At 37.2% G+C, this 16,777-nt stretch carries 15 protein-coding genes; all 15 read left to right on the top strand.

Annotation, left to right across the window (positions count from 1 at the left end):
* Positions 1-461: 461 nt before the first annotated feature.
* The 15 genes from AC012T_RS16780 (at position 462) to AC012T_RS16710 (ending at position 16,728) form a co-directional block, all read left to right on the top strand.
* Entirely contained in the window at positions 462-929 is a 468-nt protein-coding gene (locus tag AC012T_RS16780) for a DUF2141 domain-containing protein (protein ID WP_487059907.1), read from the top strand.
* A gap of 117 nt (positions 930-1,046) precedes the next feature.
* On the top strand, positions 1,047-2,306 hold the full coding sequence (locus AC012T_RS16775; RefSeq protein WP_487059906.1) for a glycosyltransferase family 2 protein: 1,260 nt from the start codon (positions 1,047-1,049) through the stop codon (positions 2,304-2,306).
* A 174-nt stretch (positions 2,307-2,480) separates the two neighbouring features.
* Positions 2,481-3,749, top strand: a complete 1,269-nt coding sequence (locus AC012T_RS16770) for a glycosyltransferase (protein WP_487059905.1) — start codon at positions 2,481-2,483, stop codon at positions 3,747-3,749.
* Positions 3,750-4,831: 1,082 nt separating this feature from the next.
* Entirely contained in the window at positions 4,832-5,629 is a 798-nt protein-coding gene (gene phnC, locus AC012T_RS16765; protein WP_487059904.1) for a phosphonate ABC transporter ATP-binding protein, read from the top strand.
* Between the two features lie 98 nt (positions 5,630-5,727).
* Positions 5,728-6,765 (top strand): phosphonate ABC transporter substrate-binding protein, encoded by a 1,038-nt coding sequence (gene phnD / locus AC012T_RS16760; protein ID WP_487059903.1) that lies wholly within the window; start codon positions 5,728-5,730, stop codon positions 6,763-6,765.
* 302 nt (positions 6,766-7,067) lie between these two features.
* Complete coding sequence (gene phnE / locus AC012T_RS16755) at positions 7,068-7,907, top strand: phosphonate ABC transporter, permease protein PhnE (RefSeq protein WP_487059902.1); 840 nt, start codon at positions 7,068-7,070, stop codon at positions 7,905-7,907.
* Between the two features lie 24 nt (positions 7,908-7,931).
* Positions 7,932-8,390, top strand: coding sequence for a phosphonate C-P lyase system protein PhnG (gene phnG / locus AC012T_RS16750; protein WP_487059901.1), 459 nt, complete (start codon positions 7,932-7,934; stop codon positions 8,388-8,390).
* The gene (gene phnH, locus AC012T_RS16745) at positions 8,391-8,972 is read left to right on the top strand and encodes a phosphonate C-P lyase system protein PhnH (protein WP_487059900.1); all 582 of its coding nucleotides are present in this window, start codon (positions 8,391-8,393) and stop codon (positions 8,970-8,972) included.
* Between the two features lie 254 nt (positions 8,973-9,226).
* Entirely contained in the window at positions 9,227-10,297 is a 1,071-nt protein-coding gene (locus AC012T_RS16740) for a carbon-phosphorus lyase complex subunit (protein WP_487059899.1), read from the top strand.
* A gap of 71 nt (positions 10,298-10,368) precedes the next feature.
* On the top strand, positions 10,369-11,529 hold the full coding sequence (locus tag AC012T_RS16735; protein WP_487059898.1) for an alpha-D-ribose 1-methylphosphonate 5-triphosphate diphosphatase: 1,161 nt from the start codon (positions 10,369-10,371) through the stop codon (positions 11,527-11,529).
* Between the two features lie 51 nt (positions 11,530-11,580).
* Positions 11,581-12,486 carry an alpha-D-ribose 1-methylphosphonate 5-phosphate C-P-lyase PhnJ gene (locus AC012T_RS16730; RefSeq protein ID WP_487059897.1) on the top strand — a complete coding sequence of 302 codons (906 nt, stop codon included), beginning with the start codon at positions 11,581-11,583 and terminating at the stop codon, positions 12,484-12,486.
* Between the two features lie 169 nt (positions 12,487-12,655).
* The gene (gene phnK, locus AC012T_RS16725; RefSeq protein ID WP_487059896.1) at positions 12,656-13,426 is read left to right on the top strand and encodes a phosphonate C-P lyase system protein PhnK; all 771 of its coding nucleotides are present in this window, start codon (positions 12,656-12,658) and stop codon (positions 13,424-13,426) included.
* Complete coding sequence (phnL, locus tag AC012T_RS16720; protein ID WP_487059895.1) at positions 13,423-14,139, top strand: phosphonate C-P lyase system protein PhnL; 717 nt, start codon at positions 13,423-13,425, stop codon at positions 14,137-14,139. The genes phnK and phnL overlap by 4 nt, the downstream gene beginning before the upstream one ends.
* A 714-nt stretch (positions 14,140-14,853) precedes the next feature.
* A complete protein-coding gene (locus AC012T_RS16715) occupies positions 14,854-16,062 on the top strand; it encodes a response regulator (protein ID WP_487059894.1) in 1,209 nt (402 codons plus the stop codon).
* Positions 16,063-16,362: 300 nt separating this feature from the next.
* On the top strand, positions 16,363-16,728 hold the full coding sequence (locus AC012T_RS16710; protein WP_015215208.1) for a response regulator transcription factor: 366 nt from the start codon (positions 16,363-16,365) through the stop codon (positions 16,726-16,728).
* Positions 16,729-16,777: the final 49 nt, after the last annotated feature.

Below are 16,777 nucleotides of genomic sequence, written 5' to 3'. Positions count from 1 at the left end.
ACTCGACAATAAACTGAAACCCATTCCTCATATTTGGTGTTTTCCATCAATGCGTAATCGTGCTGTTTGAAAAATCTATGGTTGTATTGATATAGCGGTTATCGGTTGAGTGAGCTACAAAAACCCCACCCTCAAACCCCAGAGGGCTATGATGTATCTCATGTGATGAGGAAATGCTATATCTCCTTAATCCACCTAAAAAAGGGGGAAAATAACCTTCTTAAAGTCCTCCTTTCTAAGGAGGATTTAGGAGGATCTGAAATTTTTAATACATCAGCTATGACGTTGCAAATATTTTCTCATTTCTATACATAATTATGCTTGAGAAATAATACCTCCTCAGGATAGTTATGGAAATTCAGATGTAATTTTATGATTAAGAGTTGATGTGGGATTTCTATATGTAGCTTTTATTTAAGTACTTAAGCATATCAATCTTACCTGGATACAACTATCAGCTTATGTTGAAACTAACACGCCTTTCTTATCTATTATTTGCAACTTTATTAACTCTCAGTTGTGCTAAAACAGTTCATGCAGAATCAAACATGAAACTGACTGTAGTAGTGAATAATATCCGTCACAAAACGGGTGAAGTTTGCTTGAGAATTTATGCTTCTGAAAAAGGATTTCCGACAAATAATTCTAGTGAAGTTCAAAGTGGCTGTACTAAGATCACTGGCAAATCTGTAAAGAAGGTGTTTTCTGGTTTAAAACCTGGGACTTATGCTGTTGCTGTAGTTGATGATCAAAATGGCGACCGCAAACTCAATAAAGATTTTTTTGGAATTCCGCAAGAAGGTTTTGGTGTTTCCAAAAATCCCACTGTTTCTATCCAAACTGGTACACCAAAATTCCGCGATGCTAGTTTTAAAATGGACAAAAATACAACTATCAATATAAATATTAAATATTCTCTTGACCCTTAGAGAACAAGGAACAGGAAATAGGGAGGAGATAGAAGTAAATATCAAAATTCTTCTCACCTCCCCACCTCTTCATCTCCTCCATCTCCAATCCCTCATCTTCCCGGAGACGATAGATTCATGCAAGATTTGATGACATTTTTGTCTAACTCTTTGATGGGTTGGCTGGTGATTCAGGTAGGTTTAACGCTAGTATTTTTGTGGTATCTGCGCTCATACAAACAACCTTTATTGTCAGATGACCAGTTACCCAAAACGGCAGTAATTCTGTGTTTACGAGGTGCAGATCCATTTTTACCCAATTGTGTGCGATCGCTCTTACAGCAAAATTACCCCCAGTATGATTTAAAGCTGATCGTTGACAGTCCAGAAGATCCAGCGTTTAAAATTGCCAAAGAAGCGATCGCAGAATCTGCTGCAACTAATGTCCAAATTAGCACTTTGAGAACAGTCCGCCACAATTGTAGTCTCAAATGTAGTTCTTTAGTCCAAGCCGTCTCTGACTTAGATGACTCTTACAAAGTAGTTGCTTTAGTAGACGCAGATACCATAGTTCACCCCAATTGGTTGCGAGAATTAGTTAGTCCCCTCACCGATACCAAAGTCGGACTAACCACAGGAAACCGTTGGTACTTACCCACAGGTAGTTATTGGGGTTCTTTAGTGCGCTATGCCGGCAACGTCTCCACTGTCGTGCAAATGTTCCTATTCCAAGTTCCTTGGGGTGGGAGTTTAGCAATCAAAACAGAACTCCTGCACAAAACAGAACTGCTTGAAAAGTGGGGAGAAGCTTTCGGTGACGATATGCTCATGCATAAAGTCATTAAAAAACACAAATTGCAAATTAAGTTTGTTCCTTCTTTATTAATGGTTAATCGAGAAGAATGCGATTTACCAAATTTATTTGCATCTCTCAAACGCTTAATACTTTGTTCACGACTTTATCATCCCAATTGGTTAGCTTTAGTCAGTGATGCTGTTTCTAGTATTCTATTTCCTACTCTAGTTATCATCTTCAGCCTAGGATTTTTGTTAGCAGCAGAATGGAAAGATGCAGCTTTCTTATTGAAGTCCTATAGCGTCTATACCATCGGATTACTATTGCTCATGTTGGTTATGGAACTAGGAGTACAGGAAGTAATTCGCTCTCAAGGTCAAACAATTGCTCAAGTGTCACTGGCTACAATCATGAAAATGTTAATTGCCATTCCTTTGACACAATGGGTTTATGGATTAGCAATGATCTCTTCTCTCTGGATGTCAACAGTTACCTGGCGTGGTCTTACCTATCGAGTCCAAGGCCCCTGGAATATTCGCCTAGTTGAATATCACCCTTATCAATGGTTAGATCAACCAATTGATGGCAAAATTTCTCTGTAATGTCATGTTGGTATTTAGTTGATAAAAAAATCCCAACATCAGCATTTTCATCAAATACAGCAGATTGCAGATAAATGAGGCTGCTATAAACTTACTATCGCTAACGCCTGAATTCTGCTGTATTTATTCCCGGATTTCTAACTATATCATTTTCATGAAATATTTACTTTAACCATGAAAAACAAACCTCTCCGCATAGCATTATTTACAGGATTATTCGCTCCATTTTTAACAGGAGTTTCAGTTGCAGTACATCAACGAGTGCGTTGGTTACTTGAACAAGGACATGAAGTTTTTCTCATTCACCCAGAAATCAATCATCTGTATCCGAAACAAGTTGGTAATCGTCCCATGCCGGGACTAGAAGAACTAGAAACTTTTCCTAATTTCTCATCATTTGCCTTTCCTACAAAACCACTGATTTTATACAAATCTCTACCCCAACCATTAAACTATCGGCATTGGAACGATACTAAATTACTAGAACGATTCCAGCCTGACATCATCATAGTTGAAGAAGCGGCGCAAATGAGAGGATTATACTCATTTTACTTACAAGGTTACGGCCGTCCTGTGGGAGTTAAATACGCCAAAAAAACTAAAACTCCTATTATTTCAGTTTTTCATACGGATATTGTTGCCTATATTCGATATTACTTAGGAGATGTATTCTTCAAGTTGGTTAATCCCATTATTCCACTTTTAGTTAAGCAATTCACTCAGTCTTATAATCTCAATTTATTTCCTTCTAGAGAACAATTATCTAAATACCAAAAACTAAAATGTCAAACGGCTGAATACCTCCCCTATCAAGGGATTAATTGTGAAAAATTTCACCCCCGGAACATTTGTTATGATCCAATTCCTGAAGATAAGCGACCGACTATTCTCTTTGTCGGACGTATTACCGCAGAAAAAAATGTTACTCAACTTTTAGATGCATATCCGTTGATTGCCGCTAAAATTCCTGATGTTCACATGGTCATTATTGGTAGTGGTCCTTTAGATCAAGAAATTCGTCGTCGCGCTCAAAATTATCCATCTGGTGTGACTATTTGGGGTGAGTCTCACGGCACAGAACTTTTAGGATGGTTTGCTAGAGCAGATGTATTTATTAACCCTTCAGTTACCGAAAACTTCTGTACTACAAATAATGAAGCTTTAGCTTCAGGAACTCCTTTAGTTGCTGCGATTGCTCCCTCAACGGCAGAACAAGTAATACCCGGTCATAATGGCTTGCTCGCTCAACCAAATAACCCCAAAGATTTTGCTCAAAAGATTATTACTATTCTCGAAAATCCTGAACTCAAAGCACAATTATCTCAGCAAGCTCGTCCTTCTATCTTGGAATTTGATTGGTCAGTATGTACTCAAAAGTTTGAAGATAGGCTCTATCAGCTAGTGGAAATACCCACAAAAGTTGAGTTAGGGACTTCTAAATAAAAAATAGCCAATTTGGCTACATAACTTTAATTATCTCTGATAGAGTGTGGAAATAATTGACCTGTGGGCTTTTAGGTTCCAAGTATGAGGTATTAGCAACCTCTGCCAGAGTTTTATCAATGGAGAAATGACCTGCTCTGATTGATAAAATGATTGGTAATATCCTCAACTGTGCCTAAAATCTTTAGATCTCATAAATATTGATTTATGGGGTCTTTTATTTTTAATTAATATGGACAAAAAGTCTTGTATTATGTCTAAATTTTAGGCTAATTTCATCAGGCATTACAGATAAATATGCCAATATATATGATTATTTTTATTTGCTTTTGCTTTTTTTTAATCACCATATCAAATTTATGTTTTTATTAATCCTCCCCCAGCGGTAAATAAATATGTTGGGGGAAATTTAAATCAGTTATTTAGCCAGACAAAACTCCTTTTATTATGTCCTGATAATTACACTTATAGACTTGATTTTTTTGATTAGGTCAGCAAAAATACAAACAAGTCTAACATCTTGTAGGCTCTCTTGGTGACAACTTAACCTTATCCAATGTCCAAAGTCCGCAATTGCGGACTTTTTTTTGATCACTGATTGAACAGATTTAAGGATTTCACGGAATGAAGGATTTTTTGGTAAATGAAAGGGTTTAAATCTTTGTCTGAACGAAATAAAGAATGATACTTTTAACCTGTTTTTAATATACTCAGGACTTACGCAAAACAGAACGGAAGTAGGGGTAATTCATGAATTACCCCTACATGAATTACCCCTACGCAAAAATCAGGTTTTGAGTTTAATCTTGCGTAAAGCAAGGTATAAAGCGTATCCCTGCGAGATGTTTTGCTATCAAAATGACAATTTGCGATGTTTTTGCAAAGTCGGGATATTCCCCTTTCCGAAACGAAGTATATACTACTATCACCTACGCATTGTATAGTAGATCATCTAGATACGCAGACTGCAACTTAGTGAGGCACAAATTATCGTAGGATGAGCAACCATTTTATTCTCATCTTAGTTATTCCTTAACCAAGTAGGATTACAGTTTTATGCACAGGTATTTAAGTGTCAAAAAATGACCACTATAGCGACAATTGAAGTTACTCAACTATCAAAAAGCTTCAAAGGTAAATCAGCACTGAATCAGCTATCTTGTACAATTCACGCAGGAGAAATGGTGGCGCTTTTAGGTGCATCAGGTTCTGGTAAATCTACCTTGTTGCGGCATCTCAATGGTTTACAGAATGCAGATCAAGGATCAGTGACAATTTTTGGCAGCATTCTACAAGCAGACGGAAAATTACATTCTCAAATTCGGGCTTTGCGGAGTCAAATAGGCTGCATTTTTCAACAGTTCAATCTGGTAAACCGATTGACAGTGATTGAAAATGTTCTTGTTGGTAACTTAGCAAAGTTATCTCTGGTACGTTCAGCATTACATTTATTTACAAAAGCTGAAAAAATTCGAGCATTATCTGCATTAGAAAGAGTAGGAATTTTAGAACAAGCTTACAAGCGAGCTTCAATGCTATCAGGTGGACAACAACAACGAGTTGCGATCGCACGTTGTCTGATGCAAGGAGCAAAAATCATCCTCGCAGATGAACCCATAGCATCCCTAGATCCTGAATCTGCACGTAAAGTCATGGAGTTGTTGGTTGAACTAAATCAACAAAATAGCATCACTATCATAGCTTCGTTGCACCAAATCCAAATTGTCCGCAATTACTTCCATCGTGTCATTGCTTTGAGAGATGGAGAAGTAATGTTTGATGGTGCAATTTCAGAAATGAATGACAACAAGCTCAATGAAATTTATGGTGCAGCAACAGAAGAACTTGTCATGAAAGGACATGGAGAGCTTTTAGCATAATTCGTAATCAAAACACCTACAAAAGCAAAATCTAAACAGCATAAAATATTCAATATTTAAGCATTATAAACAATAAACTGCAAAATACGGGGGCAAAAATGGACAGACGCTTATTTATTCAACAAACTTCTTTATTCACCCTAACTTTAGCCAGTGCTAAAATCCTTTCTGCTTGTACTTCTGCTGATACTAATTCAGAGACTGCAACCAAAACTTCATCAACTAGTAAAGCTGAAATTAAGGAGATTAACTTTGGTATCCTTTCTACAGAATCTCAAGCTAACCAAAAGCCGCTTTGGGAACCAATGATTGCGGCAATGTCTAAAGAAATAGGTATTCCCATTAAACCCTTCTTTGTCACCCAATATGCAGCAGTTGTAGAAGCAATGCGCTTTGGTAAAGTTCAAGCAGCTTGGTTAGGTGGTAAATCCTACATTGAAGCTACAAAAAATGCTAATGCTGAAGTGTTTGCTCAAGTTGTTGCTAAAGATGGAACAAAAGGTTATTATTCTCATCTAATCACCAACAAAAATAATCCTATTCTCAACGCAGCTAAAGCTGAAGGTGGAGATAAATATATCATCAAAAATGCAAGTAAACTCACCTTTGCATTTAACGATCCTAGTTCTACATCTGGATTTTTAGTACCTAGTTATTACATCTTTACTAAAAATAATATAGATCCTAAAAAAGCATTCAAACGGCTAATTTTTGCGGGTAATCATGAAGCTTGCGCTCTAGCTGTTGCTAATCAACAAATAGATGTAGCTACAATTAGTGATGAAGCTTTAGAAAAACTAGCACTCAACAATCCTCAAGCTAGAGAAAAGCTGGAAATTATCTGGAAATCACCCATAATTCCTAGTGATCCTCTGGTATATCGTCGAGATTTACCAGAAGATATTAAAAAGAAGTTTCAAAATTTCTTCTATAACTACAAAGATGAAAAAGTTTTAGATCCCTTTCAAGTTTCTGGTTTTGATCCCGCTGAAGATAAAATGTGGAATCCAATTAGAGAACTGGAAATTTCTAAGCAAATTCAAGAAACCACATCTCAGGATAATCTTAGTGCAGAAGGGAAAAAAACAAAAATAGATGAATTAAATAAACAACTCAAAGAAATTCAATCCCAGTAATTTAATCATTTGGTTAAATGTTAAATGTTAATAGTTGATTAATTCAAATATTGGCATAAATTAGACAAGACAACTAAGATATTTGCAGCACCCTGTCAATATCGAAAATATGTTGATTGTGATACCAAATTGATATGAAGTTGCATAGAATTAAGATATCAAGAATAATTAACCGCAAATAGACGCAGATAAAGATGGATAATTAAATTGATGTTCTCATTTTGTGCAGCCTCACATAAAACTGGTATTACACTCTATTAATAAGCATTGAATGTGACAAGCAGCTTTAGTCCTGATTAACAATGGCAGAAATAAGAAACATTCACGACAATCATCAAAGTTTTACCACATCTCCTATGGTAATGGAGATGCTAAACCAAGAGAAAAAACTAGTAACTACAAGTAGAGTATTTTTCACAATCATTATTGTTGTTGCTTTAATTTTTTCCTATATTCAGAGCGAAATTAATTTGACTGCTTTATCTGGAAGTGGTAGAAATATGACAGAATATATCCGTGCCTACTTTCCACCAGATTTTAGTGATTGGAAATATTATCTATCAGAGACTTTGATTACAATATCAATGGGAATTTGGGGAACATTAATGGCAACAATTGCAGCTGTTCCTTTGTCCATATTAGCATCAGAAAATATGTGTCCAGTTTGGATTGTTCAACCAACACGACGTTTATTAGATGCGATGCGGGCAATCAATGAAATTGTCTTTGCACTTATTTTCGTTGTTGCCGTTGGATTAGGCCCTTTTGCTGGAGTTTTAGCTTTATTTATTAACACTTTAGGTATTTTAGGTAAACTATTTTCTGAAACTGTAGAAGCGATTGAACCAGGTCAAGTAGATGGCATTAAAGCCACAGGTGCTAACAAAATTCAAGAAGTTATATTTGGTGTAATTCCCCAAGTTATGCCTTTATGGACTTCCTTCGCACTTTATAGATTTGAAGCCAATGTTCGTGCAGCTTCGGTTTTAGGTATTGTTGGTGCTGGTGGGATTGGAATTGCTTTGTATCAGAGTTTTGGATCTTTTGAGTACCAAAAAATTTGTGCAATTCTCATTATTTTGGTTTCAGCTACCAGCATTATTGATGTACTATCAGCTAGGGTAAGAAATTGGTTGGTTTAGGAATGAATTATTGAAAATTTATTTATGACAACCGTAACGCAAAGACAGGAATGGATGGCAACATTAGCTAAAGCGAACTTAGAAAGTCTAGAAAAACTTGTCAACCAATTAGGAACATTACCAAACTATAGCTTTTTACGATCGCCTGAAATTGGTTTAGCGATGGTGCGGGGACGTGCAGGAGGGACAGGAGAGGCATTTAATCTCGGAGAAATGACCATTACTCGCTGTGTAGTGCAGCTAGAAAGCCACGGAAATGATGCTGTGAGTGGGTTTGGTTATGTTGGAGGGCGATCGCGCCGTCATGCTGAATTAGCAGCCCTCTGTGATGCCTTATTACAATGCCCCGATTGGTATGCACATATTCACACTCAAGTAATTCAACCCCTACAAACAGAAATTCAACATCAACAAGAACTCAAACAGCGTCAAACATCTGCCACAAAAGTTGACTTCTTCACCATGATGAGAGGGGAAGGATAGATGAATCAAATCACACATTTACGAGGTTTTCAAGATCCTATTCATGATTCACAGAAGACATTTAGGGCGTTACTAGATGCCCATGCTAGACCAGGAACACCATATTTAATCACGGCTAATTTAACTACTCCTAGAGGATTAAATTCTGGTTGTGCAGCAGCTTGTTTAACATTATTTGATTTGGATGTGCAAGTATGGCTTCAGCCTAGTTTTGAACCTCAAGTAAAAGCTTGGTTATTATTTCATACAGGTTGCCGTTTTACCACACAACCAGAAGAGGCAGACTTTGCAGTAATTCAAAATATGGATAAGTTTACAGAATTATCGAATTTTAATTGTGGTACACCAGAAAAACCAGAAAATTCGACAACATTATTAATCCAAATAGAAGGTTTAGCAGGAGGAGAAACAGTAGTATTGACAGCCCCAGGTATTTTAGAACAACAAATCATTACTCCCCAAATCCCCCTACATTTTTGGGATTTTTGGGCAAAAAATTATCAAGCTTTTCCTTTAGGATTAGATGCCTTTTTATTTGCAGAAAATTCTGTAATTGGTCTGCCACGTACCGTAAAATCATGAAGATAACAAACCGCGAAGGAAGAAGGGTTTTATAGAGTTCTTGCGTAATACCAATTTAATATGAAGCTGCATAGAATAATTGAACGCGGATGTACGCAGATAGACGCGGATAAATCAATGGATTTTAGAATTATGTGCAACTTCACATAAAATTGGTATCAGTTCTAGAAATATAGAAAATTTATAAATTTATGAAAATTAAGATTTGAACAGATAATTAGAGTTTTAAATGTGTTTTATGGAGATAAAAAATTATGCCTTATGTTGCAGTTAAAGGTGGAGAAAAAGCCATTGAAAATGCCGAAGCTTTACTTCAAAGTAAACGCCGGGGTGATCCGACAATTCCCGAATTAACTATAGAACAAATTGAACAACAATTAACCCTAGCAGTAGATAGAGTTATGTGTGAGGGTAGCTTATATGACCGGGAATTAGCAGCCCTAGCCGTCAAACAATCTTGGGGTGATTTAGTCGAAGCAATTTTCTTAGTTAGAGCCTATCGAGCCACATTACCACGCTTTTACTATAGCGAACCAATAGATACTAGTAAAATGCAAATTCAGAGGCGAATCTCTGCAATTTTTAAAGATGTCCCAGGAGGACAAAATTTAGGTGCGACTTTTGACTATATCCATCGTCTTTTAGACTTTAAATTAATGGCTGAAGGAGAAACCCCGACAACACCAAAAGCAGAAGCAATTACCGAACCAATACCTCGTGTAATTGACACATTAGATCAAGAAGGTTTGATGCAGTCAGAAGTTGCAGAAACAGCAGGAACAGAACCATTTGATTTAACACGTCAACCTTTAACTTTTCCTGCCGAAAGAGATGCAAGACTGCAAAATTTAGCCCGTGCAGATGAAGGATTTTTATTATCCTTAGCATATTCTACCCAACGAGGTTATGGCAGAAACCATCCTTTTGCGGGAGAAATTCGCATGGGAGAAGTAGAAGTAGTGATATTTCCAGAAGAATTAGGATTTGAAATTGCGATCGCTGACATCACTATAACCGAAGTCCAAATGATCAATCAATTTAAAGGTAACAAAGAAATACCTGCTCAATTTACCCGTGGATATGGACTCACCTTTGGCTACAACGAACGCAAAGCCATGTCCATGTCACTCGTAGATAGGGCAATGCGTGCTAAAGAATTAGGTGAAACCGTAGAAAATCCCGCTCAAAATATCGAATTTGTCCTTTATCACTCCGACAACGTAGAAGCACAAGGATTTGTCCAACACCTCAAACTCCCCCACTACATCGACTTTCAAGCCGAATTAAACCTAGTTAGAAAAATGAGAACCCAATCAAAAGAATAACAACTCATCCTCTCAGCGTCTCAGCGTGTCTGCGTGCAAAAATCCATATTCTCAAAAAACGAGGTAAATCAGTGCTATCAACAACAAAACTAGCCATTCAAGCAGTCGATATCCTCACTCCAAACGGTTGGATTCCAGATGCAACAGTATTAATTGAAAATGGAAAATTTATCAAAATAGATCAGGCAATTACTCCTCCTGAATTTCCTATAATCAATGCCAAAGGGCTGCAAATGTTGCCGGGAATTATTGATTTACACGGTGATGCTTTTGAAAGAATGATTTGCCCCCGTCCAGGAGTTAACTTTCCATTACCAATTGCAATTGCTGATAATGATCGTAACCTAATCGCATCGGGAATTACCACCTTTTTCTGTTCAATTACAGATTCCTATGAACCAGGTTTAAGAAGTCGAGATTCTGCACGTTCCTTAATTGATTTTATTTTAGGAATCGGAAAACAGGTTTTAAGTTGTAATACTAAAATTCATATTCGACATGAAGAAGCTAACACTAAAAATCATGATGAATTGTGTAATTGGCTAGAATCTGGAAAGATAAATCTCATATCCATTAATGACCATCTACCACCCGCAGGAGATGAAGCAAAATTAAAACGACTTCTCAAAGGTTTACGGCAAAGAGTAGCCCTTTCTGAATCAGAAATAACCGAATTACTAACTCAAACAGAAAAACACAGACATCAAGGATATGAACAAGTAGAAGAATTAATTGCAATTGCCCATAGTCGCAAAATTCCCGTAGCTTCCCATGATGATGATTGTGAACAAAAAGTAGCATTAAGTCAACGCCGTCAAATTGCAATTGCCGAATTTCCTGCCAGTATCCCTTTAGCTGAAAAATCCCGTGATTACGGTGCAGCAGTCCTCATGGGTGCGCCTAATTTAGTGCGTGGTGGTTCCCATGTCGGCTACATGAGTGTAGCTGAAGCCGCTAAATATGGGGTTTTAGATTGCCTTTGTTCAGACTATCATTACCCTTCTTTATTTCACGCTCCTTTTAAATTACAAGAATTAGGTTTAATGTCTTTTGAGGAAGCTTGGAAATTGGTTTCTAGTCATCCAGCAGCAGCAGCGGGAATTGGTAATCATAAAGGTCAAATTTCTCCTGGTTTAGATGCTGACTTTTTATTGATATCTCCTCATAATCCTCTACATTCGGCAATTTCTTCTGTTTATATAGGTGGTAAAGAAGTTGCTAAATATCAGTAGTGGCAATTCATGAATTACCACTACCATGACACCATTATGTAAAATCAAAAAATGACAAATCCTCTGTTACCTAATTCCCAAAATTCAAATACTGGCTTTAATTTTGCTTATTTAGATGAGCAAACTAAGCGCTCAATTCGTCGTGCTTTATTAAAAGCAGTGGCTATTCCTGGTCATCAAATTCCCTTTTCTTCTAGGGAAATGCCTATGTCTTATGGTTGGGGTACAGGGGGAATCCAAGTCACCTCTTCTATAATTGGTCAAAATGACGTTTTAAAAGTAATTGATCAAGGTGCGGATGACACAACCAATGCTGTGAATATTCAGCGGTTTTTCAAAAAAGTTTGTGATGTGAAGACTACAGATAAAACGGCAGAAGCCACACTAATTCAAACTCGTCACCGCATTCCTGAAACTCCATTGCAAGATGGACAAATTATGGTTTACCAAGTTCCTATTCCTGAACCTTTACGCTGGTTAGAATCATCAGCAATTGAAACTAGCAAAATGCACGCTTATCAGGAATATGGAGGTATGTATGTCAAGTTGTATGAGGATATTACTAAACATGGATATATAGCTACAGCTTACGATTATCCAGTGATGGTACATGATCACTATTTGATGAGTCCTAGTCCCATTCCCCGTTTTGATAATCCCAAATTGAACATGAGTCCGGCATTGCAATTATTTGGTGCGGGAAGAGAAAAGCGAATTTATGCCATTCCACCTTATACAAAAGTGAAAAGTCTGGATTTTGAAGATCATCCTTTCAGTGTGGAGAAATGGGATAAAACTTGTGAATTTTGCGGTTCTCAAGAAAGCTTCTTAGATGAAGTTGTAATTGATGACCAAGGTGGAAGAATGTGGATTTGTTCAGATACAGATTACTGCAATCATCGACAACAGAAGGGATACAGCAGAATTCAGGAGTCAGGAATCAGAAGTCAGGAGTAAAACTGGCTTGGTGTCTAGTCGTCTGTCAATAATTAATTGACGGGTAAATAATTCTTCCTTCTTCCTTCTTCCTTCGTGTTCTTCGCGTCTTCGCGGTTCGTTTCTTCTTTATTCAAGCTATAGCCATACTCCTAAACTCCTGACTCCTAACTCCTGTAATTAACAACTGATGAAACCTATTTTGAAAGTTCAGCAACTAAGCAAATCTTACGGTAATATCAAAGCGTGCGATCGCATCTCCTTTGATCTCTATCCCGGTCAAGTTCTTGGTATTGTGGGAGAATCGGGTTCGGGTAAGTCCACTTTACTGCAAGCGATCGCCCATAATCTATCTATTGACTCTGGTAATGTCATTTACTCAACTCGCAGTGGCGAAAACTTAGATATTGCCCAAATCCCTGAACCTAAACGCCGTCGGTTAATGCGAACCGAATGGGGCTTTGTCCAACAAAATCCCCGTGATGGTTTACGCATGAAGGTGAGTGCTGGGGCAAATATCGGTGAACGTCTCCTAGATGTTGGTATCCGCAACTACAGTCATATTCGCCAAGAAGCTACCCATTGGCTACAACAGGTAGAAATCGATCCTCAGCGAATGGATGACCTACCAGTGACATTTTCAGGAGGTATGCAGCAACGTTTACAACTTGCCCGTGTCTTAGTTACAAAACCCCAATTGATATTAATGGATGAACCAACGGGAGGATTAGATGTATCAGTGCAAGCAAAATTGTTAGACTTATTGCGATCGCTAGTGCGGAATTTTCACCTCAGCGTTATTTTAGTCACCCATGATATCGGTGTTGTCAGGCTTTTAGCACACCGTCTCCTCGTCATGCAACAAGGACAAGTAGTGGAATCAGGTTTAACAGACCAAGTACTTGATGATCCTCAACATCCCTATACCCAATTATTGGTGAGTGCTGCTTTAACACCATGAGTTCATTAACGACAACACCAACTAATATTTCTACAAATACCCTCCTCAAAGTTGAAAACTTGCAAAAAAGCTTTACTTTACATCAACAAGGAGGTGTGAATATACCTGTTTTAAAAGCAGTATCCCTAAATGTAAATGCAGGAGAATGTGTAGCCTTATCAGGAGAATCAGGCGCAGGTAAATCTACATTTATGCGTTGTTTATATGGCAACTATCGTGCTAATAGCGGTTCAATATGGGTAAAACATCAAGAAAATTGGCTGGATTTATGTCAACTTCCACCCCATGAGTTGCTAATAGTGCGTCAGCAAACTATCGGTTATGTCAGCCAATTTTTACGAGTCATTCCTAGAGTACCAGCCTTAGAAGTTGCCGCAGAACCACTGTTAGAACTAGGAGAACCCGCAGCAACCGCTGCTGAAAAAGTAAAGAACCTATTTCATCGTCTCAACCTACCAGAAAGATTATGGCATCTCTCCCCCACCACCTTTTCAGGAGGAGAAAAACAGAGAGTTAACATTGCCCGTACCTTAACCGTTCACTATCCAATTTTGCTACTAGATGAACCAACCTCAGCCCTAGATGCTAAAAATCGCCAAATAGTCGTAGAACTTCTCCAAGAATGTCAAGCTAGGGGTTCAGCCTTAATTGGTATTTTTCATGACGAAGAGGTGCGAAATCAACTATGTAACAGAGAGTTAATTTTTCCTTAAGTGGTTCTCGTTTTAGGTCAGAATTCAGGAGATGCTACGCAGACTGGTTATAGCTTGCGTGACGACGTAAGGAGTTATACGGCTACCCTATCGGTTCAGAATACTTGTGAAATCAAGAATAGAAAAAAGGAGATCTTACTAACATCATCTAACTCATTTTTTATTCAACAATTTATGTCACAAATTTGCTATGCTTGCCAGCAAACCTGGTAAGATCATATGAATTATTTGTAAATTTTCTGCAAAAATACCAAACATTAAGATTTAGGAAAATTTAAAATCAGCATTTGTACGGTTAATTTACAGGTAAATAACCAGTAAAATGGAGCTTCAGTGGTTAATATGTTTAAGTTTTAAACATTACTGTGTAGCTAAACCATACAACATTCAAAAAATCTCAAAAGAAGGTAAATTTTAACAAATCTTCTATCAACTCATATTTAATAATGATGCTCACAATCACGCTTAACAAAAGCTACATAGCAATATTAAGAGTAAATCAATGAGTGCTATTTATATTGTCAGATATTTTTGTCAATTTCCAAAATAACACCCATTAGACTCTGCTTAGTATAAATTTGATAGAAATGGAAATTAATTACCAGGAAATTAATTGCAAATAACTAACTTGGTTAAGTTGGAAAGCATTACATTCTACAGTACACTTAGTATAGATTTGATAGAGGCTAACTTATTGATTATCAGGAACAAAGTATGACCGACTCAGAACTCATAGAATCTCATAACTTACTCAATGAGTTTAAAACCTGTACTCAATTTCAATATAATGGCAAGTTAAATATTAAAAGTTCCAAAGGGCGACAATGGACTTTTTATTATCGTCTCGGACGAATTGTATGGGCTACAGGTGGCGCTCATCCCTTTCGACGTTGGCGGAGACACATGGCTCAATATTGCCCTGATATTGACGTAGATAAAATCCGTTGCCGAACTGAGGATATTGCTATTGATTACTGGGACTACAACCTCTTAAATATTTTACACAAAAGGCAAAAAATCCAACGAGAACAAATTCAAGCGATTGTCGAAAGCACAATTGCAGAACTATTTTTTGATCTAGCACAGGAAGTAGACTTTGCTTCTGTGAGTTGTGATCTAAACCAAGAAGTAGTCTTAGAAATGCCAATGAGTTTTACCAGTGCAGATATGTCAATCAAGCATATGCAAGACTCCTGGGCAATTTGGTCAAAAGTCGGTTTAGCAAATATTTCTCCTAATTCATCACCAATCTTGAGGAAAGCAGAACAACTCCAGCAAATGGTGAGTCCATCTGTATATAAAAACTTTGTCAGTTTAATTAATGGCAAATACACTTTGCGGGAACTGGCACTAAAAATGAAACAGGATGTCATGCCTGTTTCTCGTTCCTTACTTCCTTACATCCTCAAAGGTATTATTGAGTTAGTCGAAATACCTGACTTACCTTTGCAAGTCAGTGATGCTGATCAACCTACCCCCAGGCAGCCAAGAAAAATTGAACGGAGAAATTCACCACTCATAGCCTGTGTGGATGATAGCCCTCTGGTGTGTAAAATGTTAGGGGATATTATCACCAGCAGTGGCATGAGGTTTACCAAAGTTCAAGAAGCTGTGCAAGCTTTACCGATTCTGATTCAAGAGAAACCAGATTTAATTTTCTTGGATTTGGTTATGCCTGTAGCTAGTGGGTATGAAATCTGTACTCAATTACGACGTATTCCTGCCTTTGCTAATACACCGATAATTATCTTAACTGGTAACGATGGTCTCTTAGATCGGGTTCGTGCTAAGGTAGTTGGCTCGACAGATTTTATCTCTAAACCGATAGTAGCTGATCGAGTTATAGCTGTAATACGTAAATATTTACCTGTACAGACTATCTCAACGGTGAGAAATGCCTCTCACCTAGAAGTTTCTGGCTAGGGGAATTTATTTCGTTACTCACGATGAAGCTGTCATAAAACTATTGATCATAAAACATTTGTATTAACTTGATTTTTTCTCAGCTAGAACTTTTCAGATGTTTTAAAAAGAACATTAAATTGGCAGTTATATATGTTAATTTATGTTGAATACGTAGATTAACGGATGAAAATATCTATACAATACTTGAAGATAGAATAACAATCCAGAGTAGTTTATTTCTTGTATTATATTTATTCTGTCTGATTGCACATCTAAGCCTTAACTGTCAGGTTGGAATTAATTTAAAAGGTAATTGCTATGAGTACTGTTTTAGTTGTTGAAGATGGACTGACTGATATGGAAATCATCAGCCGCTACTTGCAACAAGCCGGCTATTCTGTAATGTCTGCCACCAGTAGCGAAGAAGCACAAATAAAAATAGATGCTAATAAGCCTGATGTCATATTACTGGATGTAATTTTACCTGGTAAAAGTGGCTATGAAATTTGTAGAGAACTACAAAACAATCCCAATACTAGCCAGATACCCGTGGTTTTTTGTTCTACTAAAAATAGTGAAGTCGATAAAATTTGGGGTAATATGTTAGGTGCTAAAGCTTACTTATCAAAACCAGTAGATAGGGAAGAACTAGAAAATACTTTGAAAAATCTAATCAAAAAATAAATCAAATTACGACAAAAAAATTATCCCCTGCAAAAGCTGATTAAACAAG

The organism is Anabaena sp. EIM26, from assembly GCF_057568715.1.
Note: the sequence above shows the minus strand (reverse complement) of the source record. Positions and strands in the feature narration are given on the sequence as shown.